Genomic DNA, 20651 nt, shown 5'->3' on the forward strand with positions numbered 1-20651 from the left:
GTGGTGTATGTCCGTTCAGGCTGGGGAAAGCTGGAGTTATCAAAAATATAAATTCCACGGCCTCTCCCTTTCGGGCATTCGCACCGCCATCTCCATGCCGGAACTTTCCTTAAGTTTCGACGTGGCTCAGGGTTACCCCTATCTTTTGAATTTAAAAAAATTCTTTATCAGCCATGGCCACCTGGACCATGCCGCTGGGATCCCCTACATCATTTCCCAAAAAGCCATGACCTCGCAAAACGCGGGTCAGTTTTACATGCCCGGCAGTTTGGTCGAGCCGATGACCAACATCATGCGCGAATGGGAAAAGATCGAAGGCCATCAGTACAAGTTTGAATTTATTCCGATCAAGGCCGACGACGAATTCAGCCTGAACCAGAATAATTATGTTAAGGTCTTTCCGACCACACACCGGATTGAATCCTATGGCTTCACCCTTTTTGAAACCGCAAAAAAACTGCGCGCCGACCTTCACGGCCTCAGCCAGGATGAAATTGTAAACCTGCGCCGTCAGGGCGACGAAGTGAACGAGATTCACCACACCCCGGCAGTGAGCTTTACCGGCGACACCCAAATCGAATTTTTGGATTCTCGTCCCTGGATCAAAAAATCGAAGATATTGATTATGGAAGCCACTTACCTGGACAACAAAAGAACCATCGCCAATGCCCGCGAATGGGGTCATACCCACATTGATGAAATCATTCCGCGCCTTGATGAAATCGAGTCCGAACAGATCGTCCTGATTCACATCTCCAGCCGCTACCCCAATCACGAAGTCGAGCGCATTCTGAAGCACAAAATCCCACTCGAACACCAATCCCGCATCGTCATCTTCCCCGGAAGATAGGTACGCGCTAAAGGTACGGACACACTTTCTCCATAAAAAAAGGCCCGGTTATTCCCGAGCCTATCAAATGGAGAAAGTGTATCTTCACCTCTGGCGCGACCTTTAGAACAGGTCGTTGAGGTCCATCCAGATTTTGCGATTTTTGGACTTTTTGGTTTTGAAGTGGTCATTCCATTGTTGCGGAGAACGCTTGTTCCAGTTTTCAGCCAGGTTAGCTGCAAAAATCAATGGAGAGTATCCTTGACCAAGTTTGTCTTTGGGTGGACGAAGTGCCGTTAGCATTTCCGGACCATAGAAAGCCGATGGCATCAGACGATCACGATCACCCAACTCCCCAATAATCACAGCATTGTGAACTTGCCCCAAAACAGTGCGAGTCAATGGGCCCGAAGCTTCGTTAGCTTTAGGAGCTCCCGCAGAACCAACAACCATCAAACCGCTGTCAGCTTTTTTATTCAAAGCCTCTAGCAAAGCCTTGCTTTGTTCGTTGGATTTAAGATTGAAATCGAAAAATACGAAACTTGTATCCGCTGGAAGAGTCTCGATGCGTTCATGCATCGCCTGTTCATCCACCGCACCTTCAGCCGTATAAGGAGTGTAATTCAAGATTTCACAGGACTTGCAATTCGCTGTGGAGTCGAACAACGGTTTAACTTTCAATTCAAAGTCAGCTTGGTTTTGCATACCAAAGAAGATGACCCGTGTTTTATTAGAAGGAACTGACGCTTGCGCCAGAGCACTCCCCCAACACATTGCACCCAGAAGACTTACTGTCATAACTTTTTTAATAATACTTATTTTGCTTGATGCCATAGATTCCAAGTTTGCCCTCCCCCTTGCTTTGCTGTCGACTTTTTTAATTAATTATTGAACAATGCAGCATATGGATTCATGGAGTGACGTTAGATTATTTCATACGGGTGACGCTTTTTTTGAAAGTCTGATTCAAGACATTCAAAATGCCAAAGAAAACATCACCATTGAAAGCTACATCTTTGATCTTGATAAACTGACAGAAAACATCCTTCACGAACTCTCTCTGGCAGTCAAACGAGGCGTCTCAGTAAAACTGATCTTAGATGGATTTGGCTCGTATTCAACCATTCCGTTGATTCTGAAATATTGCCAGCAGCATGGCATTGAACTGCGGGTGTTTCATATCATGCCCTACCCCTCTTCATGGTTTCGTCGCGTTCCTGCCTTCGAAATTCTGGGTAATGCCAGCTGGTGGCGTCGTATGAATCGCCGCAATCACCGCAAAATCGTCATCTTTGATGAAAAAACTGCGTATTTGGGAAGCTTGAACTTCACCGAAATTCACTGTGAAAAATACGTTGGAAACAAAGCTTGGAGAGACACTGGGGTCCGCGTTCAGGGCCCCGCAGTCAAGCATTTGGTCATCGCTTCCCAAATTACTTATTTACGCACAATTTATAAGGGAATTCTTTCGTGGATCAGCCGTTGGCGGACCCCAATTAAACAACTTAATTCTGCCGTACAGCTGAACACGACCCAAAAAATGCGTAAACATCTTTACCGCGATCTGCTTCGTCGTATTTCCCATGCGCAAAATCGGGTTTATATCACCACCGCCTATTTCCTGCCCAAGCGATCTTTGCTTCGGGCCCTGATTCGCGCCAAAGAACGCGGCGTCGACATCAAACTTCTGATTCCCGGCAAGTCTGACGTGCCTTTTTCCCAATGGGCGGCATTCTTTTTGGTCCGTTTCTTAGTCGAGAAAAAAATCCCGGTGCTGGAGTATCAAAAATCCATTTTGCACGCCAAAACCATGATTATTGACGATGATGCGTACGTAGGGTCCTTCAACCTGAACTATCGCAGCCTGTTTCATGACTTAGAGGTGATTGCTCACTTCAAGACACCTCAAACAGTCAACAATATGATCAGCCAGTGGGAGGAAGACCTCACTCACTCTAAAAACATTACGACAACCGGCACCTCGTGGTTGACCCGTGTCCTCTCAAAGATCGCATTTAGACTGCGCTATATGCTCTGATTTTTATTTTGACCTTAGATGCAGTTGTATCTGATCCTAAGGTTATGAAACAGTATGTGAAAATTGTTATTACCGGTGGCCCTTCTGGGGGGAAAACCACATTGATCGAAGCCTTGAAACAAGAGCTGGGACAAAAATGCGCCGTCGTCCCGGAAGCTGCCAGTATTTTGTATCGTGGCGGCTTTCCCCGTTACAAAGAAGCTCAAGGGATTATCAACGCCCAGCGCGCCATTTACTTTACACAAAAAGAACTTGAAGAGATGATCTGCCAGGTAAGTCAAAAGTCATTGATCGTCTGTGATCGTGGCTCCGTGGATGCCTTGGCCTACTGGCCTTCAGAGCCGAGTCACTTTTTTGATAGCATTCAATCCGACAAGGCGACCGAGTTTTCACGCTATGACTGGGTTTTACATCTGGATACAGCGGATATGGACCATTACGACACCTCTAATCCAATTCGTACCGAGACGTTTCAGGAAGCAGCCAATCTGAACTCTAGAATCCTGGAAGCCTGGGAAGGGCACCCTCGTCGCATAGTTATTGGACATAATAAGGACTTCCTTTCTAAAATGACCACGGCGCTTTCGGTTATCAATGCGATCATGACCCACAAAAGTGCAGATGAAATCACTAAGGAGCTTTTGAAGTGAAAAATTATAGCGTTCTGTTACTTGCCCTTGTGATCAGTTCCGTAGCTGCGGCTAATGCCCGCAAGCCCATGCTGTTTCAAGCCAGCAAAAACAACCTGCAGGTTTTGCCACAAAGATTCGAATACACTTTGATTGATGAAGATCGCCTGAAAGTCGGCGACATTCTAATCGACTCAACAAAACTAACTTTTGATCTGCAATCTCCAACCAAGAACGACGCCCCTTACAAGGTGCGCTTCACCTGGCCCGCAGATCTTTTAAAAGATGGCGAGCTGGCAATTAAAAATAACGCCGGCAAAGCGATCTTTACCACACGCCTGAATCAGGACAGTGTTAAAGTATCAAAAAATGAGCGCGACGAAGAAAACCTGCGTTCAGACCTGGCAAGCCTGACTGTTGAATTGAAAGATGCCAAAATCGTCGACGACATGAAGTATCTGCCATTCATGACGTTTTGTATTTATCGTCAAAGTGAAGATACTCAGACTTACCTGTGCTCCAAAGAGCTCTATCTTTCTTCCGCAAAAGGCCAACTGGAAGTCCTTCCTCGTTCTTCTTCAAAAAAAGCAGCGCAGGTTGAAATCAACGGTAAAGTTGTCGGCAATCAGGGAATCATTTACCTGAATGATCGCTCCGAAAGTGTGGCCTTCAAAGCCCTGACTCAATCCGGAGCTTTCCTGGAAATTGAAACCCGCATGAACGATGTGGATTTCAAGGATGCAGTGCAAACTGAAAACGGCCAACGCATTGTCATCACCGCTTCAGGTGCAGAGCCTGCAGATGGCAGCAAAGTGCGCCGACTATCCGATGGAAGCTGGCAAACAGTGTTAAGCAAAGAACGCCCTTTGATTTATCTTAAAGGTGACGGCGACATTCCGATGCGCCAGGAATTTTACGTACGTGGCGCCATTCCTCCGGCAACAATCCGCCCTTCACTGTCATCAAGTTCTGTGACTCAGACGTATTCTTCCAATTTAAAGCTGGAAGGCACAGCACCATCGGGCGTGACTGTCAGCGGAGATGGCTCGGATAAAGATGCCACCTTTCAAAGTGAAGGTAACAAATTTATCTGGAACGTAAAAAACCTGCCTTCTGGAAAAAGCACACGCCATTACCTTCAAGTACAAAGTGGCGAAAATAACTTCATGGCAGGTTATGATATCGAACGTGGCAATCCATTTTCTGGTTGGCTGGGTGCCCGCTATCAAACTCCTTCTGGAATTGCATTCGGAACACTTGGATTTGAGTGGTGGTTTGAAAACTTCCTTGGAATCAACAGCGGCGCCACCCGCTTGCACTGGGGCTTGGCAATCAGCCGAGACCAGCACCTGACAACGAATGATGATTATCCGGAAGTTGATTTGACCAGCGCAGAGCTTTTCTGGCGCGCCAACTCAGGCTTTCACTTGGTGGATGAAACCTGGGGCTTAAGCCTGCCTTTGCAAATGGTGCAAAGCCCTGATGGCAGCTCCATGGCCTATGGCTTGGGCATCTTTGTGCAAAACAAACCGTCAGCCGCATGGTTGAAAAAAGCGATGGAGTGGTCTGAACTAAAACTACAATATTACTTCGGCGGCTCCGGTAGCGACTTCAAAGTCAGCAATGCTTATCGCGTTGAGGGCAACGGCTACTACCAGATCAAAAAAGATTTCTATTTGAAATATGGCTTGGGGTTAGCGAGTTACAAATACGATCCTGCAGCCCCGAAAGAAGACATGCAAATCGAACTTAACGGCATGGCCTTCTGGAAATTCTAAAAGGTACGGACACACTTTCTCCATAAAAAAAAGCTCGGGTCAATCCCGAGCTTTTTTTTTTTATGGAGAAAGTGTGTCCGTACCTATTTCTTTTTGAAGAAGCCTGAAACCATCTGCTTCAGGTCCATATTGAAGACGTCTTGCTTTTGCTGTCTCGATGCACCCAAAGATGCCAACTCTCGACGCGCCGACATGAAGGAAGCATCCATAGCAATAGCTTTTTCAAACTGCTTGCGGGCTCCGATAACGTCACCACGAACTTTTTGGAACAAACCAGAAACAAACGGATAAAGGGCATCATAGCGCTCATCCGGTGGAATCTGCATCATATCCATTTCAACTTCTTTACAAATTGCTGCACGACGTACGCCATCGGCTTTTTCCGCAACTCCCAATTTTGCCCATGAGCCATAAAGATATAGCTGCGCCTGGGATGGATTCAACTTGGTAACTTCCGCCACCATCGTAATGGCTTTGGAGTATTGCGTGTACTGCAATGCCTTTTTTATATCATCCATCAAACTGTTGGCTTTAAGTTTATTTTCGGCCTCGGAACGTTGAGCTTCCTGACGGAATTGTGTCGCTTTATTCGAGTCCTGAGCCACAAGAACCGCATCTTCTGCTTCTTTCTTGATCTTTCTCCAAAGCGTCGCCACTTCAGATCTTTCATCCACAGGCGCCGGGCCAAGTGTTGTCAGGAAGTCTTCAAGCACGCTTTCCAGTGTCGAACCCATCGTACCGGTTTCCATATAGCTTACGATCTCAAATCCGTTCTTTCCTTCCAGATTGCTCCAGATTTTCTGCAAAGACTTCATTTGGATTTCCGGGCTTTCGAATGCCGCTCTTTGAGCGAATACAATCAAACCCTTCGTCAAAAGGAAATGGACTGCTTTATAAACACCAATTTCCGTATAGCCCTTCACATCCAAAAGCTTATTAATCGTGGTTTCCCCGTCAATTTTTGCCATGAAACCATCAAGGGACTTCAGCATGGACATACCCAATGCCGGATGATCATCCACGTACGTCGGACTTTTCGCAATCACGTTGCCCGTCCAGATCATATAGAATGACTTCAACCAGTTCAGAGACAATTTCGAAGCGATCCAGTCATGCAGATAGTAAGACAACGCATCCGCATCGATACTTGGATTCGACATTTCCACTTCCGCAGATGCAAAATTCACACGGATTTTTTCATCCACGATTGTTTTCACCAGACGAATATTCATTTGCTCCATCAGGATCACATCAAATGCATGCGGGCTTAATTGATTATTCTGAATCAGATAGTTACCAATACGGCGGTTATTTTTATCACGCAGGGCCGTTTGCACGTCTCCCGGAGTGGCATAACCACTTTGAATCAACATCTCGCCCAGGAAAGTCGTCTTGTCATCTACATCCACTCCGACAATGTTGCCATTGCAGAAGGAAATACCAGAGACAGATCCGTCGGAATTATAGATATTCAAATAGCCACTGCTCTTCGTCTCAACCAATAGCGAATACAAGAACGGCAGATCAAAACCACTGACCTCTTCAATCGACTCGATCACTTTGCGCTTTTGACGATTCGTGACTTTCGGATTTGAAAACATTTGATAAAGAAGTTTACGCGCACTAGCAGTCTCTTCTTTGGCAGAGGATTCATTCTTAACCAGCTTCAGAACCTGATCCATCTCAAATGGTTTGCGCAAGAACGCCAGGGCCTGAGTTTTATTCGTGGATTCCTGAATGAAAGCTTTATCAGTAAAGATACCGCTCATTAAGATAACTTTGAAACGCAAGTTCGGGTGCTCATTACGAACGCGACCGATAAAGTCGATCCCCGTCATTTGCGGCAACATACAGTCACAGAAAAGAAATTCAATATTATTGGAAGTGAGCATCGTCGTCGCTTCATCAGGACGGCTTGCAACGAGTACGGTATGACCTGCCCGGCTCAGAATTTCCTTCAGTGCCGCAGAGACCGATTCGTCATCTTCCAAAATAAGGATTTTACTTTTATTCTCGCTCACGATTCTCTTGTCGGTAATAACCTTGCGTAAATTAAGGCAGAAATGAAAAAAGCGAGGCTGGACTGCAGCGCTCGCTTTGATTTCTGGACCAGAAAACCAGACTCAGGTCCGGGCTTTTTACTTCTTGATGAACTTGAAGTATTTGGCTTCGATAACGTCCATCTCCATTTCGTTACCTTCATCGTCTTTGATGCCTTGTGGTGGCATCACGGAACCCTCCTGAAATTCAGTACCGTATCGAAATAAGACATTCTTTTCAGCGCCGGAATCATCATTATAGTAAGGAACAAAGAACGATGACACTTTCGCGGAAGCCGGCAAAAATCCATCCACCATGTTGATCTGATCAACGATGACCTTCGGACAATTCGCGAAAGTGATGTTAGCGGATCCTGCTGTCCCCATCCATTTGATCCACTCACGGATACCGCAGGAGTTGATACTCTTAACACCCGCCAGTTCCATTTCGATCTGCTGATTTCCTGCCAGATCAAACTGTGCAAAGTCGACGTCTTCGTCAATAGTGCCGGCCATCTGAACCGACAACTTATCAGCAGCTTTGTTCATTTTTACGTCAAGTTTACTCATCCTTAATTCTCCCTGAAAAATGCATCTACAATTTTACTGAATGCCGTCGTTTTTAACCACAAAAAATGTCACGTCATCGACTAAAGGCGCTCCCTGACGATGTGTCTGGAAACTTGTAGCAAATCGATCCACTGAATCCACCACCGAAGGAAAGTCCTTGTTCGCAGCGATTAAAGCCTTGATAAACTCACGTTCACCCCAGGATGTTTTTGCAGGATCCTGAATGTCTGGAATACCATCAGTATAGAAAAAGACGGCGTCCCCTTCACCAACCTGGATGCTGGTTTGTTCGTAGACCGAATCACGAGCCTGCCCCAATCTTGGGTTATTCACTTCATTCAACGCCACCAGATCTTTTTTCTTCAAAGGATCCGCTGATTTTTTTATCAAAAACGGAGCTTCATGTGAGGCATTGCAATACACCAGTCGACCTGTTTGCAGATCAAAGGATGCCAAAAAGAACGTCATCATGATACGACCTTTTGAAACATCGTAGATTGATCGATTCAAAAGCTCCATCGCCTTCGCTGGTGAAATATCCAGCTGTTCGATGATCGTGGATGCTGATTTAGCCGCACTTGTGATCAAAGCCGCCGGAGCACCATGCCCGGTCGCATCCCCAATCCACAAGAAGATCTTTTCCCCGACTTTGCAGTAATGCCACCAATCGCCTCCGCACTCGGAAGCGGGTTCGTAAAAGCCAGCAATAGAAAGAGGGCCGATCTTCGCGCGAGCTTCAGGGAACAGAGTTTCCTGCACCGTCTTCGCCGTTTGCAGCTCGGATTCCATACGGGCTTTTTCAGCGGTTTGTTCCAATAGACGGGACACTTCGGCCGCCATCAAATTGAAATTGTCAGCCAAGCTGCCAACTTCGTCATTGGAATCCACTTTCACGCGAACGTTAAAGTCCCCTTCGGAAACTTTCTTGGTCGCCATGAACAACTGAGTCAACGCCTGCGTCAACCCTGTGGAAGCAAACAGACTGATAATCACTGTCAACGAAATCAAAATACCAAAGAAGATCAAAGATTTTCTGATCAGAATTTGCACCGCACTTAGTGCTTTGGATTTTTCAATCGTAGTTACCACAGTCAAATCACCAAAACCGGCCTTAGAATATGACACCAGGTAGTCAACCCCATTCGCAGCCTTCACCGTCTCTGCTCCTTGAGGGATGCGATTGCTCGGATCCTTCAGGAAGTTTGGCACTACGTTGCTTTTGATATTTTGACCTACTAAAGCTTCCGGACCAAACAACACAGTTCCATCCTGAGAGATCAAATACATGTGCTGGGAAGTTGCTCCTTTGAACATCTCTGCGGATTCACCCATGCGCACCAAAATCACGAACACTGTGGCTTTGGTTTTATCCTGATTCCACACTTTGTCCATGATCAATACGCGGTCGTCGTTGAACGGCACTTTGACGATACGTTGATTTGCATCCACTTCCGTAAAGTACATTGGAAGTTTAGCCTGAATTGAATTCACGAAACCATCAGCACCGGATGCCACTTTTTCAAGGAAGGCCACTTTTTGATACTGACCGCTTTCGTTCGGCGTGAACACGATCACAGCTTCGATATTATCTTCATTATCAAAAATTGATTTCGCTACAGGCGTGAACTTATAAACCGATAGGTAATCCTGATAGATGGGCTTGGCTGTTCCCAACACCGCATTAAGCTGTGTCTTAATTTGAGCCGCCATCGTGCCCGACATGGTACTTGATGAGTCAAATACGTAAGCAATCTTATCATCTTCAAAGATTCGCAGTGCCAGCACCAGATATGCTGTTAACGTAATCAATGGGATGGAAGTTAGTAGCAGAAGAACTTTATATCTTATTGATAATCCACGTTTTTTCACTAAGTCAGTATGCCCCGTAACAGGGAACCCGAAAAGAAATTCTCATATAAGTTAGCCGAAGGTCTGTAAATTAATTCACCCACTTAACCGATGAGCTTCACGGGAGATTTATGTCACGTTTAGGCAAAACTGAGAAAACAATATTTACTGTCGCAGTCATAGCTCTACTGCTGTTTTCGTACTTCCTGTACGATGACTCCCTTCTATTCCCGAAAAACGGAAATAGTCAGATGGATTTGATTGGCTCAGTCGCCACATCACAAAATGACGTGCGTCGAAAAAACCTGGACACATTCAGCTGGCTACCGGCAAATCGTGAAGATCAAATATTTGATAACGATTCCATCTATACTGGTGAACGCTCTGAAGCCCAGATTCGCCTGCAGGACGGAACGGTAATCCGCATTTCTCCGAACTCTTTGATCACTTTGAATATGAAAAACGGCCAAATGATGCTCGACCTTCGTTACGGAAACCTGGTCGGTGACATCAATAAGGGCACCGCTTTGAAAATCAAATCAGGTGAAAAAGAATTCAACCTGGATGGTTCTGGTAAAATCGAGTTCAAGAAATCCCACTCCGGCAATGTCGACCTTCGTCTGCTTTCCGGTAACCTGAACTATCAGGACAAGAAAGAACGAAAAATTTTGGAGAAATCCCAACCCGTTGCGGTCTCCCAGCAAGGTATGAAACCGCTGGTGAAACCTACAGTCGAACTTTTGACTGCAAACAACTCTGTTTTCGTCAGAGAAAATCCTGATGAAGCGATGGCCTTTGCATGGCGCGGTCAGGGTAATATTGCGCACTTTGAAATGGAAGTCTCACCTACTGCCAACTTTGATCATGTGGCAGTTTTAAAAGACACCAAAGAGGGCAAAACTGATGTCGTTGAGCCTTTGGAACCAGGCCCTTATTTCTGGCGTGTGAAAGCTTACGACAAGAATGGAACTGTGGGTTTCTCTGAAGTCCGACAAATGACGTTGGCGCATTTGGATGTTCCGGTCATCACGACCCCGGTATCTGATGCCCGCTTCCAGATGGAAGTGGAAACAGATGATCCAGCATTACTTTCCATCTCAACGGAAGTTCGTTGGACCGCAGGTCCTTTGCTTAAAACTTATCACTGGCAGGTTTCCCGTGACGAGCAGTTCACTGCCATCGTCAAAGAAGGCAATTCTGCTATGCAAAACATCCTGACTCCGCGACTGGCCTCCGGCACTTACTGGGTGCGCGTCAGCGGCTCCACTATTGATAAGAAAAACTCAGCATGGTCTGCATCGGTTCCCTTCACAGTTCAAGTGACTGCGAAAAAAGAACCGGTCCCAGAACGCCCGGAACTCATCGCCAAAGATATAAAATTCCGTCTTCCACGCCCTGAAGAGCGTCGTCCCGCAAGCGAGATGGCTCCAAAGTTGGAATGGAAACCGGTCTCAAAAACCCGCGGCTATCGCGTGCAGGTTTCCAAAGACCTGAGCTTCCAGGCTCCACAAACTTACGACGTGCCAGACACTGCAACGATGTGGTCGCAGGTTGAAAAAGGCCAGCACTACTACCGCGTGTATGCCATCAGCCCTAAAGGACAACTAAGTCCACCAAGTGATATTGGCAATATCGCAGTCGAAGACATGCGCCCTATTCTGACAGTTCCACAACTGATGGAGCCGTTTAACAACATGTCGATCTTCCTGCAAACGCAACAAGAGCCGTTCATCTGGTTGGAATGGAAGAAAGTGGCCGGCGCGACAGGATACACTGTGGAAGTTTCCAACACAGAAGACTTCTCGAAAATTCTTTACACTTCGACTTTGCAAAACAACCGCTTCCTGATTAAGTCCAAAATTCCGTTGGGCAAAATCTATTGGCGCGTGCGCGCTGAAGCACAGGGCGACACCCCGTCTGACTGGGCAAATAAACGGGAATTCACTGTTTACCATCAGAAGAACGAAACATTTGTAAAATGAAAATACAATACTCGCTGTTCGACACCTTGCTAGAACCGGTTTTTGTTCTGAACGTGGAACAAAAAGTCATCTATTGCAACGAAACAGCGGCCATTGTCTGCGGTCTTTCTGTCAGAAAGATCACTCGCGGCACAATGAAGTTCCTGGATCTTTTTACTTTCAGCGAACCGATTGACGGCCTGGATAAACTGATTCATGTCTGCGACCCGACTCCCTACAGAGAAGTGAACTTCAAAACGCCTCAAGGTGGCGAAGGAAAAGTGCAATTAACCCTGCAGCCCGTCTTTGATTCTATGGGAGACAAAAACTGGATTGTGTTCGTGCGCGATGTGACTCTGGAAGAACGTCTGCAAAAAAAATATCGTGCCGAGCTTGAACAAAAAGAAGACGTCATCAAAGATCTTGAGGACGCCAAAGTTCAACTTGAAAACTACTCCAAGAACCTTGAAAAAATGGTCGCTGATCGCACGGCGGAATTGTCACGTTTAAATCAAATGATGACAGCCCTGCTGGACAGCTTGAATCAGGGCTTCCTGATCTTTAACGAAGAGGGTCGCATACAGGACATCACGTCCCGCGCCTGCGAAAATACGATCGAAGACCGCCCTCAGGGAAAAAATATCTGGGATGTACTAAAACTTCCAGAGAAAAAAGTCGATGGCTTCCAAAAATGGATGAAAACCATTTTCATGGAAATGCTGCCATTCGAAGATCTGGCACCATTGGGGCCCGAGCGCTACCCTCACTCCCAGGGCAATCACATTTCTCTTGAATACTTCCCTTTGCGCAACGCCGACGGTAAAATGGACGGTATTGTGATGGTGGCTTCGGATATCACGAAACTGGTGGAAGCACAGGAACAGGCTGAAAAAGACCGTTCTTATGCGAATCTAATCATCAACATGGTTCAAAACAAAAATCAAATCGGTCGCTTCGTTCGCGAATCTGAATCGATGCTGGCAGAGCTGCACACAGGTCTGAAGGCTTCCTGGGAATCCGCTGATGACGAAGCTTTGTTCCGTCAACTGCACACTCTTAAAGGTGGCGCTGCCCTGTTTTCCATTCAGGACATGACGGAACACTGTCACCATGCTGAGACCACTTTGGCGGAGTTCAAAGAATCCCGCAATGCAGATCAATATCAAAAGCTGCAGCAGGAAAGTCAGCTGGTTCAAAAATCCTTTGAAAAATTCCTGGATAAGACTTCAGAGATTCTGGGTCAAAAAGCTCTTTCCAATGAGCGCCAGATTGAAATTCCGGTCAGCAAACTGCAACACACTCTGGATGAAATGCAAAAGCTGCCACAAGGCACCGCTGCTGCTCGTCTGATCATGAATGAATTCCTGATGGAACCTGTGGGCTCCTTCTTCAGCTCCTACAGTGACGTGGCTCAAAAAGTGGCTGAAAAGCAGGAAAAACAGCTGAACCCTGTCGAGTTCAATAATTCAGAAATCAAAGTGCTGCCAGAGATCTATTCAAATCTTTTTGCGACCTTCGTGCATTCGTTCCGCAACTCCGTGGATCACGGCATTGAAATGCCCTCTGTTCGCGAGGAAAAAGGCAAACCCGCAGCCGGCACGATCACTGTTCAATTTGAAATTTTAAGAAAACCCGATGTGGACTATCTGCAGATCCGCGTGTCTGACGACGGTGCCGGTGTAAACCCAGAAGTCATTCGCAATAAACTGACTGCCAAGGGTGTGGATGTCTCCAAGGAATCCGATGAACAGGTGATCCAACATATCTTTGACAGCCAGTTCTCCACTCGCGAGCAGGTCACAGAGACTTCTGGCCGCGGCGTGGGTATGGATGCCATCAAACATGCTGCTGAAAATCTGGGCGGCACCGTTCGCGTGGTCTCTGAAAATGGAAAAGGCACCTCCCTTTTCGTTGAAGTGCCTTTCATCACGGAACTATTACCAGTCAAAAAAATCAAAGCGGCTTAGCTTGGCCATTCACGCTAGCGAACTGTGAAATTAATCACAAAAGCCGCAAAGGCTATCCAGTGAAGCAATCCAGAAATACGATAAACCTTGGCTTCCAATTCCATGTTACGGCGGGCATTGTTGGGATCCTTGATCAAAGCCTGATTGGTGATGCCCGTGATATACAAAGCCGCCACCAAAAAGCAGATCACACCCAACATCAAATTGACCACGGTGAATGAGCGAAACACATTATCCAGATCCTCGGTGATAGAAACCCGACCGACATAGGGAGCCGCTAACACCACCACCACCGATACGACCACCGGCAGTAGGAGATACTTCACAACCATCATTCGCCAGTTTTTCAAAGCATCATTGATCCGGGTGTAGTTGTGATCCGCGCAAATCGCCGTACGACGATACCCTTCGAATGAAGCCGGTGGCAGCAACACTGGATTGAAGGACGATATCGCTTCCAGCACATACTCGCTGCGCTCCAGAATAACGGTGAATTTATACTTGGCACCGTCCTTCATCAACAAGGTGAACGATCCGCCCTGGTAAGGCAAATGCGACAGCTTCACTTCTTTGATGTCAGCAAAATTAACTTCAATGTTCTTTTTGTTTTTGCCCAGCATCTCCAGGCGATCCGGAAAAATCGCCACCTGTTTAAATGCCAGGGGTCTGAAAAATGAAAACCCCTGAAACAAAAGAATCGCCGGCATCGGCAGCGCCAAAGCCAAAAAGCTAAGGGCCGTCAGCGGAGTGCCGTCTTCAAACGCCATCAGAATCAGCGGAATGAACGGCAATACGAAGGCCAAAGCCAATGGGAATAGCAGATAATAAAATACTTTTAAAAGTGTCCTGTCAGACAGGGTCCTTTTCAGACCCACCCGCGGTGAAAACGTTTGGGATTGTTCCATACCCCTCACTTACTTTGGATTGTGTTTAGTCCATGCTGCTTTAAGTTTATCCTCGAAAATTTTTGCCGAAAATGGTTTCACGATGTACTGAGAAACCCCTGCAAGAACGGCTTCAGTCACTTGATCGCGCTCTGACTCTGACGTCAAAAGAACGAATGGCAAGTTCTGCCACTCTGCCGTTGCACGAACATGCTTCAGCAATTCTAAGCCCTTCATTTTAGGCATGTTCCAGTCGGAGATAACCAACTGAATGCTGGAACCCGGAGTATTGGATTGCATGAGGACTTTCAATCCTTCCTCACCGTCTCCTGCTTCCTGAAGATTTCTATAGCCCATTGCCTTGAGTGTGTTTTTCACCAAGTCCCTAATAGAGGGCATGTCGTCAATTACCAAGATGCGGGTTTCGAGGGGAAACATTGGAACTCCTTCAAACGGTTCCCCTATTTTAGAAATTTCCTCGGTCAATTAACAACGGATTTTCCATGTCCCTCTATGGGGCTGGACTTTTTGCGGGCTCCAACCACAGAAAATTCGCTCGGACTCCATACTCTTGATGTGGAGCCATCTCGCTGCGAATCTCGTCATCACTTAGGTCGGTGGTGTTAATCTGCGAGAATGCAATCACAGGAGTCTTCGGGGAACGAGCCTGGATGCGGTCCCCCAACCCTCCACCAAAACGTGTGTGAAATTCACCGACAACAACAACCAAAACTTGTTCTGGATGCGCCAAAATATAATCCGTCGCCCGCCACGCCATCGTGTCATCCCAGATGGATTGCGCGGCGAAATACTTTTCGCCCGCTTCAGGATTCGGTAAATGCGGCATCTGCTCCAAAAAGCGCTTCTTGTAAGATTCTCGTCCCAACGAAAACTGCGGCGGCAGCAAGGCACGATCTTGTTCGGTCAAAGCCGGCAAACCACCTTTTGCCACTTTCCCCGTCAAACCCCGGGGAGCATTCAAAGCCACAGTTTTGGCGCCTTCAGAAGCCCGCGGAAACAGCGTCTGTCCTTTATAGAAGTCGAAAGACGGCTTACCCCACTGAATGGCTTTCAGGAAATCCACCTCTGCCAAGCCCCCGGCCCGGTAGGCATCCACGTGGGACTGATCAGTAAATGTAAAAAATTCCATCCCAACGGCAACGACATGACCGGAATCCCTAAGCCCCTGCATGATTTCGAGCTGTTGACGCTGGTGCTCTGATAGCCCGTGGTTCTCTCCAACTAAGATAATGGAGCCTGGAGTGACTTTAGAAAGAGACTCGGATAAGGTCGTTTCCTGCAGGTCTTCCCCTCGGAAGATGCCACTGGATTGAGCATGAGCGCAGGCTGAAACAAGAACGGCTACCAAAAAAAGGTTTAAGGTCTTCATGATTTCCCTCGTAAGACGCAAATTTGTCTGTTGAAGTTTCCGTTTTCCTTTGATACCTTGAGCCCCTTTGAAAAGGTATTGTCATTTTTCGCATGTTACGCGAGGCAATACATATGAAGTTTTAAGAGGTACGAAAATGGCTAAAAAATCAGGAAGAATCATCATCACTCTTGAGTGCACAGAAGCTCGCGGTGAAGGCAAACCAGTTTCTCGTTACACTACAACGAAAAACAAAACTAAGACTCCAAGCCGTCTTGAAAAGAAAAAGTACAATCCAAATTTGAAACGTCACACGGTTCACAGAGAAACTAAGTAATGATTCTTACGGATCAGCAGATTCTCGAATTCATGGAAGCTGGCGCAATTAAAGTTGAGCCCTTCCGCAGAGAATGCCTGGGAACGAACTCATACGATGTTCACTTGGGTAAAACTCTTGCAGTATATGAAGACGAAGTGCTGGACGCTAAGAAGCATAACAAGATTCGTACCTTCGAGATTCCGGATGAGGGCTTTGTTCTCATGCCGGATATGCTTTATTTGGGCGTGACTCAGGAATACACTGAGACTCTAAAACACGTTCCATTCCTTGAAGGTAAATCCAGTGTTGGTCGTCTTGGTATCGACATCCACGCAACAGCCGGCAAAGGCGACGTGGGTTTCTGTAACTTCTGGACACTGGAAATCTCCGTAAAACAACCCGTCAGAGTTTACACTGGAATGCCCGTTGGGCAATTGATCTACTTTGAAGTAAAAGGTGAAATCCTCACGCCGTATAACGTGAAGCCTTCTGCGAAGTACAATGAGAAGCTTCCTTTACCAGTGGAATCAATGATGTGGAAAAATTCATTCTAAGATTCTCTCGTCAAACTTTAATCTCATTAGCCGGTGGAGCGATCCTCTTGCTAAGTGCCTGTGGTGGAACCCTTTCCGACCAGGGAACTGGTATTGATGCCTACACGGAAATTGGCGGCACACTTACTACTGCATCGGCCACTGAAATCAACGGTATCGGCAAAGTCCGTTTCTTGACTCCCCTGGCGGGAGTATTGACGAACAACTCCTTCGTCTTCAAAGGCCAGTTGGATGGCAGCACCACCACTGCTGCGACTACTTTGATTTTTAATTCCAATGATCTGAATGTTTCTGAAAATTCCGGAATCGCGATCAAGTTCACTCGCAACGGCATCAACGTCGGCGTGCAAGTGGGCGTGAATGGCAACTGGGTCACGGTCAGCAGCGCGATCACGCAAATGTATGCCCCATTGTCTTTGGATTTTGTTATCGATATCCATAACAATACCGGCGGCAGCAACAAGACCCGTGTTCTGATCTGGAGATACACGCCATATGCGGCCGCGACGGCCGACATTGATACCAATAGCTCTGGTGATCTGACTGGGTCCTACCCGGCAAGCCAGCAGGCAGCGGGAATCTATACGGGTCTTATAGTAAACCAATCCCGCGTAACCGGCGCCGCTATCGGCACCGCCAAGCTTCTGAACTAGCTCGACCGCTGTCGAACTTATCTACAACTTTTAAATTATCTACCTGCCTGCGCCCAAAACAAGAGAACTCCTAAGGAAAATGGTAAATTCGACCATCCAAAATCCTGAAGGAATGACTTATGAAAAAGCCGGTACTTTTGATCGCCATTTCTGCACTAATGCTTTCGTTCACAACGGCCTGCCAAGAGGGCGTTAAAAAGACCGAAGACACCCAAGTACATTCTGATGGTGTTGCAAGCCTGGATCAAATCGCTGTCGAACTGAACAGTTATGATATGGACTTGAATGCACCGCTAAAACCACTTCCCGAAAACGAACCAATCACTCCAATTCCACATCTGGAAAAAGCCCAAGTGCTTTTGGAAAAGTATATTCTAAAAGCCGACAAACTTATTGAATTGGGCGACACCAGAGTGGTTCTATTTCCAGAAAAAGAACGCATCATCAATTCCCGAAAAAAGGCTTACCGCTTTTTGGGTGATGTTTATGCACGCCAAAGTATTAACAACACCACCCTGGCTGTTGAAAATCGCGATGTTGCGAACATTGAGATGGAAATGCGGGTTCGAATTTTTATTAATATGATCAGAACCTTTACCGGCAATGGTATCACTCAAGACGTCCTGATAAACAAAACATGGGACAAAGTAATCAAGACTATGAGTACTGACGTGCTTGCGACATGTGTTGCTTCAACCCAAGACAGTATTAACAACGGAACCCGCATCAATGAGCTAGGCGATCGCTACGATGGCTTCGGCATTCCGGGCTTTAAAGCCGCCTTCCACGATTTTCCAGCGATCGCATATATGTTTGTCGAGATCGCCAAACAAATGAAGGCCGAGTTGGAACTTAGAGCTCAAACAAAGTAAATCCGATGAAATCTATTCTCGCTATATTACTGTTATTTTCTCAGGCTGCATTGGCGCAGGAAACTTCTCTGACTGAGAAGATCACATCCTATCTACCCAATGCAGTATCTTTTGATTTAGCGATGAATAGCACGACAGTCTTTTTGCAGGACCGCGAGAGCATCCAATCTCCGAATTCGAGTGTTTCAAATAAAGAAGGTGTCGGACAATTGGCCAATGCTATCAGCCTTTCCGTTGCGCCCAATCGCAATCAAGATAAAGGATTCGGATTTAAAACCGGCCCTGATGTGACTTTTGCGTTTAATAATCTTCACTTTTCATCTGATGCCGCCCTCTTGGACAGCACAGACTTCCAAATTCTTAGAACCAGCTTAGGTATCTCGTCAGAGCTGAACTATAAGACCACCTGGGGCACGCCCTTTGTGTCTGCAGGGGTTGGGTTGGCATATAGCTGGATCTCGTGGTCCTCGCCTGCTTCCGGTGGAAGCATCGCCGCCGTTAATAAAAACATCATCCTGACTTTGGGTTACTACACTTACTTGACGGAATCTGCGATCGTAAAAGTATTCGCTCGCATGATCACTGAAGACGAGAATGTCTGGAACAAAGCACTGGATGCCTCACAGGGCTTCGACGTACCGGTCACCTCTGTAAGTAATCACATTGTCGGAGCATCCTTCGCTTACGCATTCCAATAAAAAAGGGAGCACACGGGCTCCCTTTTTCTATCTAGACTAGTTCGCTTTTCAAATTCTTATTCTTTGACGACTGGCGCTTCGATATAGAGACCTTGATTGTCTTCACCAAAGCCAAAACCTTGGGACCGCAAAAAGTTTATCATAGCTGGATATTGCGCTTCTCCCATTCTATAGCGGATTTTAACTCCTGCTTTATACAGAATGCCGTTGCTGTTTAGGCCATACATATAGCCCGGAGCTTTCTGTGACAACGAATTGGTTGTATGGAATTTCACACTGCACTTACTGTACTTCCAATCGCTACCAAACACTTTCTCTTTTCCAATAAGTCTAGTCGTGAAGATCTCAATACGATCTTCATCTGATCCCCAGTATTTTCCGTCGGTAGGACATGCTACTGAGTTTTCAGAATTCATTTCTTTAATTTTATAACCAAATGGCGCGTATTCATTAGCTTCACGCTCAACTTTCGCATCACTCAAGCGTTGACCAGATGCGATTCTTGTTTGCTCGTCAACTTCCATATCAACTTTATTGAGATACGTGTTTTGACCGATCACAAAGTTACGAATGCAAGGTCCATTGTATTTACAACGGATTAAAACATTATGAGCCTGAACTCCGGCTTCAATCTCTACTTTGGAAGGTTTATCATCCCAACTAGAAACAAATCTGAAGTTCTTTAGGACAGCGCCCGCACCTACAATGGACTTGCCTACAACGAAACTGTCTTCAATCAACGTTCCGTTGCCAATTTTAGAAGAATCACCCACAACAGTATTTACTAAACGAACATTATCACCAATGACAGCACCTGCATTTACTCGGGAACGAAGACTCACCAATACATTTGCTCCGATAGTCGTATCTGATTGAACCATTCCACCACCCAGTAAATGAGCGCGCCACATAAAAGACTCTACATCAACCTCACTGTTACGCTTTTCGATTTCTTCAATTGCGATATAGAACTCAGTTAAACGGTGGACTTCGGTTTCAGAAAGCTGTCTATACTTGCCTCTTTGCTGCTCTTTACCGATTTCCAGAAAAATTCTTAGTCCAGACGTAAAGCGTGCAATAGCTGAATAGTTCTTTCCACCATTTGCATCCCGCAGAGTTGTTAAACGCTCGTGGATCATCAACAAGGCCTGATCACGTAAAGTCAGTCGTAAAAACAAAGGTTCGATCAAAAATGTTTCATTACCTGCTGTGCAAGCAACGTTTTGCACGAGAGCTCCATCCGGCAATTGATAGCTTTTCTTCCCGCCTGGCGCGCAGAAGTTATTCAATTCCTGAACCGACTGAACCGCATAAATTCTTAAATCATTTTTTCTGGTTGCCAGCTTACCCATCTCCGCTAAAATTTCGCTGGTTTTAACAGACAGTCGATCCAGCACGCCTTCGGAAAACTTTGCGTATTGCTGAACTGCTTGAAGAATGCGCGGATTCAACGAGCGCACTGGAGGCATATTGTTCGGTTGATTACCACTGTGATCCAAAAATGGGTCTGCCAATACAACTTCGTCGTTCGGAAGAACCACAACGTCACCGCCGCCGCCGTTGCTTGGACCCATTTGCGCCCATGCAGATATTGAAAATACAGAAAGCACTGCTGCCAGCAAAACACTCTTTTTCATCATAAA

The 20651-nt window shown here is 46.3% G+C and carries 19 protein-coding genes; 11 read left to right on the forward strand and 8 right to left on the reverse strand.

All coding sequences use genetic code 11. The features are described 5' to 3' along the window. Window positions 1-7: 7 nt before the first annotated feature. The gene (locus ACLVWU_RS11810) at window positions 8-850 is read left to right on the forward strand and encodes an MBL fold metallo-hydrolase (protein WP_413574925.1); all 843 of its coding nucleotides are present in this window, start codon (window positions 8-10) and stop codon (window positions 848-850) included. Between the two features lie 102 nt (window positions 851-952). Here ACLVWU_RS11810 and ACLVWU_RS11815 read toward each other — a convergent pair whose 3' ends face one another. Further along, window positions 953-1663: a hypothetical protein gene (locus tag ACLVWU_RS11815; protein WP_413578791.1), complete on the reverse strand. Its 711-nt coding sequence runs from the start codon at window positions 1661-1663 to the stop codon at window positions 953-955. Between the two features lie 70 nt (window positions 1664-1733). Between ACLVWU_RS11815 and ACLVWU_RS11820 the strand changes: the two genes are divergently transcribed. The 3 genes from ACLVWU_RS11820 to ACLVWU_RS11830 are packed head-to-tail and all read left to right on the forward strand — an operon-like array spanning window position 1734 to window position 5274. Continuing rightward, a complete protein-coding gene (locus ACLVWU_RS11820) occupies window positions 1734-2867 on the forward strand; it encodes a phospholipase D-like domain-containing protein (protein WP_413574926.1) in 1134 nt (377 codons plus the stop codon). Between the two features lie 56 nt (window positions 2868-2923). Then, window positions 2924-3517, forward strand: a complete 594-nt coding sequence (locus ACLVWU_RS11825; protein WP_413574927.1) for an ATP-binding protein — start codon at window positions 2924-2926, stop codon at window positions 3515-3517. Further along, window positions 3514-5274, forward strand: coding sequence for a hypothetical protein (locus ACLVWU_RS11830; RefSeq protein WP_413574929.1), 1761 nt, complete (start codon window positions 3514-3516; stop codon window positions 5272-5274). The genes ACLVWU_RS11825 and ACLVWU_RS11830 overlap by 4 nt, the downstream gene beginning before the upstream one ends. A gap of 83 nt (window positions 5275-5357) precedes the next feature. Here ACLVWU_RS11830 and ACLVWU_RS11835 read toward each other — a convergent pair whose 3' ends face one another. The 3 genes from ACLVWU_RS11835 to ACLVWU_RS11845 all read right to left on the reverse strand — a co-directional run bounded on the left by ACLVWU_RS11835 (window position 5358) and on the right by ACLVWU_RS11845 (window position 9752). Continuing rightward, a complete protein-coding gene (locus ACLVWU_RS11835; protein ID WP_413574931.1) occupies window positions 5358-7295 on the reverse strand; it encodes a response regulator in 1938 nt (645 codons plus the stop codon). Between the two features lie 117 nt (window positions 7296-7412). Next, entirely contained in the window at window positions 7413-7883 is a 471-nt protein-coding gene (locus tag ACLVWU_RS11840; protein ID WP_413574932.1) for a hypothetical protein, read from the reverse strand. 33 nt (window positions 7884-7916) lie between these two features. Further along, the gene (locus ACLVWU_RS11845; RefSeq protein WP_413574933.1) at window positions 7917-9752 is read right to left on the reverse strand and encodes a SpoIIE family protein phosphatase; all 1836 of its coding nucleotides are present in this window, start codon (window positions 9750-9752) and stop codon (window positions 7917-7919) included. 110 nt (window positions 9753-9862) lie between these two features. Here ACLVWU_RS11845 and ACLVWU_RS11850 point away from each other — a divergent pair, with 110 nt between their 5' ends. Further along, complete coding sequence (locus ACLVWU_RS11850; RefSeq protein ID WP_413574934.1) at window positions 9863-11713, forward strand: FecR domain-containing protein; 1851 nt, start codon at window positions 9863-9865, stop codon at window positions 11711-11713. After that, window positions 11710-13659, forward strand: a complete 1950-nt coding sequence (locus ACLVWU_RS11855; RefSeq protein WP_413574935.1) for an ATP-binding protein — start codon at window positions 11710-11712, stop codon at window positions 13657-13659. Before ACLVWU_RS11850 ends, ACLVWU_RS11855 begins: the two co-directional genes overlap by 4 nt. Before the next feature lie 14 nt (window positions 13660-13673). Here ACLVWU_RS11855 and ACLVWU_RS11860 read toward each other — a convergent pair whose 3' ends face one another. The 3 genes from ACLVWU_RS11860 to ACLVWU_RS11870 all read right to left on the reverse strand — a co-directional run bounded on the left by ACLVWU_RS11860 (window position 13674) and on the right by ACLVWU_RS11870 (window position 15933). Then, window positions 13674-14564, reverse strand: coding sequence for a hypothetical protein (locus ACLVWU_RS11860; RefSeq protein WP_413574936.1), 891 nt, complete (start codon window positions 14562-14564; stop codon window positions 13674-13676). A gap of 9 nt (window positions 14565-14573) precedes the next feature. Further along, window positions 14574-14981 (reverse strand): response regulator, encoded by a 408-nt coding sequence (locus ACLVWU_RS11865; RefSeq protein ID WP_413574937.1) that lies wholly within the window; start codon window positions 14979-14981, stop codon window positions 14574-14576. A 73-nt stretch (window positions 14982-15054) separates the two neighbouring features. Beyond that, a complete protein-coding gene (locus ACLVWU_RS11870) occupies window positions 15055-15933 on the reverse strand; it encodes a ChaN family lipoprotein (RefSeq protein ID WP_413574938.1) in 879 nt (292 codons plus the stop codon). A gap of 136 nt (window positions 15934-16069) precedes the next feature. On the opposite strand from ACLVWU_RS11870, the gene rpmG reads away from it, so the two are divergent. The 5 genes from rpmG to ACLVWU_RS11895 all read left to right on the forward strand — a co-directional run bounded on the left by rpmG (window position 16070) and on the right by ACLVWU_RS11895 (window position 19008). Then, window positions 16070-16249: a 50S ribosomal protein L33 gene (rpmG, locus tag ACLVWU_RS11875; RefSeq protein ID WP_142700722.1), complete on the forward strand. Its 180-nt coding sequence runs from the start codon at window positions 16070-16072 to the stop codon at window positions 16247-16249. Continuing rightward, entirely contained in the window at window positions 16249-16785 is a 537-nt protein-coding gene (gene dcd, locus ACLVWU_RS11880) for a dCTP deaminase (RefSeq protein ID WP_413574939.1), read from the forward strand. The genes rpmG and dcd overlap by 1 nt, the downstream gene beginning before the upstream one ends. After that, window positions 16767-17438: a hypothetical protein gene (locus ACLVWU_RS11885; RefSeq protein ID WP_413574940.1), complete on the forward strand. Its 672-nt coding sequence runs from the start codon at window positions 16767-16769 to the stop codon at window positions 17436-17438. The genes dcd and ACLVWU_RS11885 overlap by 19 nt, the downstream gene beginning before the upstream one ends. 119 nt (window positions 17439-17557) lie before the next feature. Next, the gene (locus ACLVWU_RS11890; RefSeq protein WP_413574941.1) at window positions 17558-18310 is read left to right on the forward strand and encodes a hypothetical protein; all 753 of its coding nucleotides are present in this window, start codon (window positions 17558-17560) and stop codon (window positions 18308-18310) included. Window positions 18311-18315: 5 nt separating this feature from the next. Next, window positions 18316-19008 (forward strand): hypothetical protein, encoded by a 693-nt coding sequence (locus ACLVWU_RS11895; protein WP_413574942.1) that lies wholly within the window; start codon window positions 18316-18318, stop codon window positions 19006-19008. A gap of 56 nt (window positions 19009-19064) precedes the next feature. Here the strand turns inward: ACLVWU_RS11895 and ACLVWU_RS11900 are convergent, their stop codons facing one another. Continuing rightward, window positions 19065-20648, reverse strand: coding sequence for a hypothetical protein (locus tag ACLVWU_RS11900; protein ID WP_413574943.1), 1584 nt, complete (start codon window positions 20646-20648; stop codon window positions 19065-19067). Between the last annotated feature and the right edge of the window lie 3 nt (window positions 20649-20651).

Origin of the sequence: Bdellovibrio sp. HCB290 (assembly GCF_047305925.1) — a bacterium.
Classification (GTDB): domain Bacteria; phylum Bdellovibrionota; class Bdellovibrionia; order Bdellovibrionales; family Bdellovibrionaceae; genus Bdellovibrio.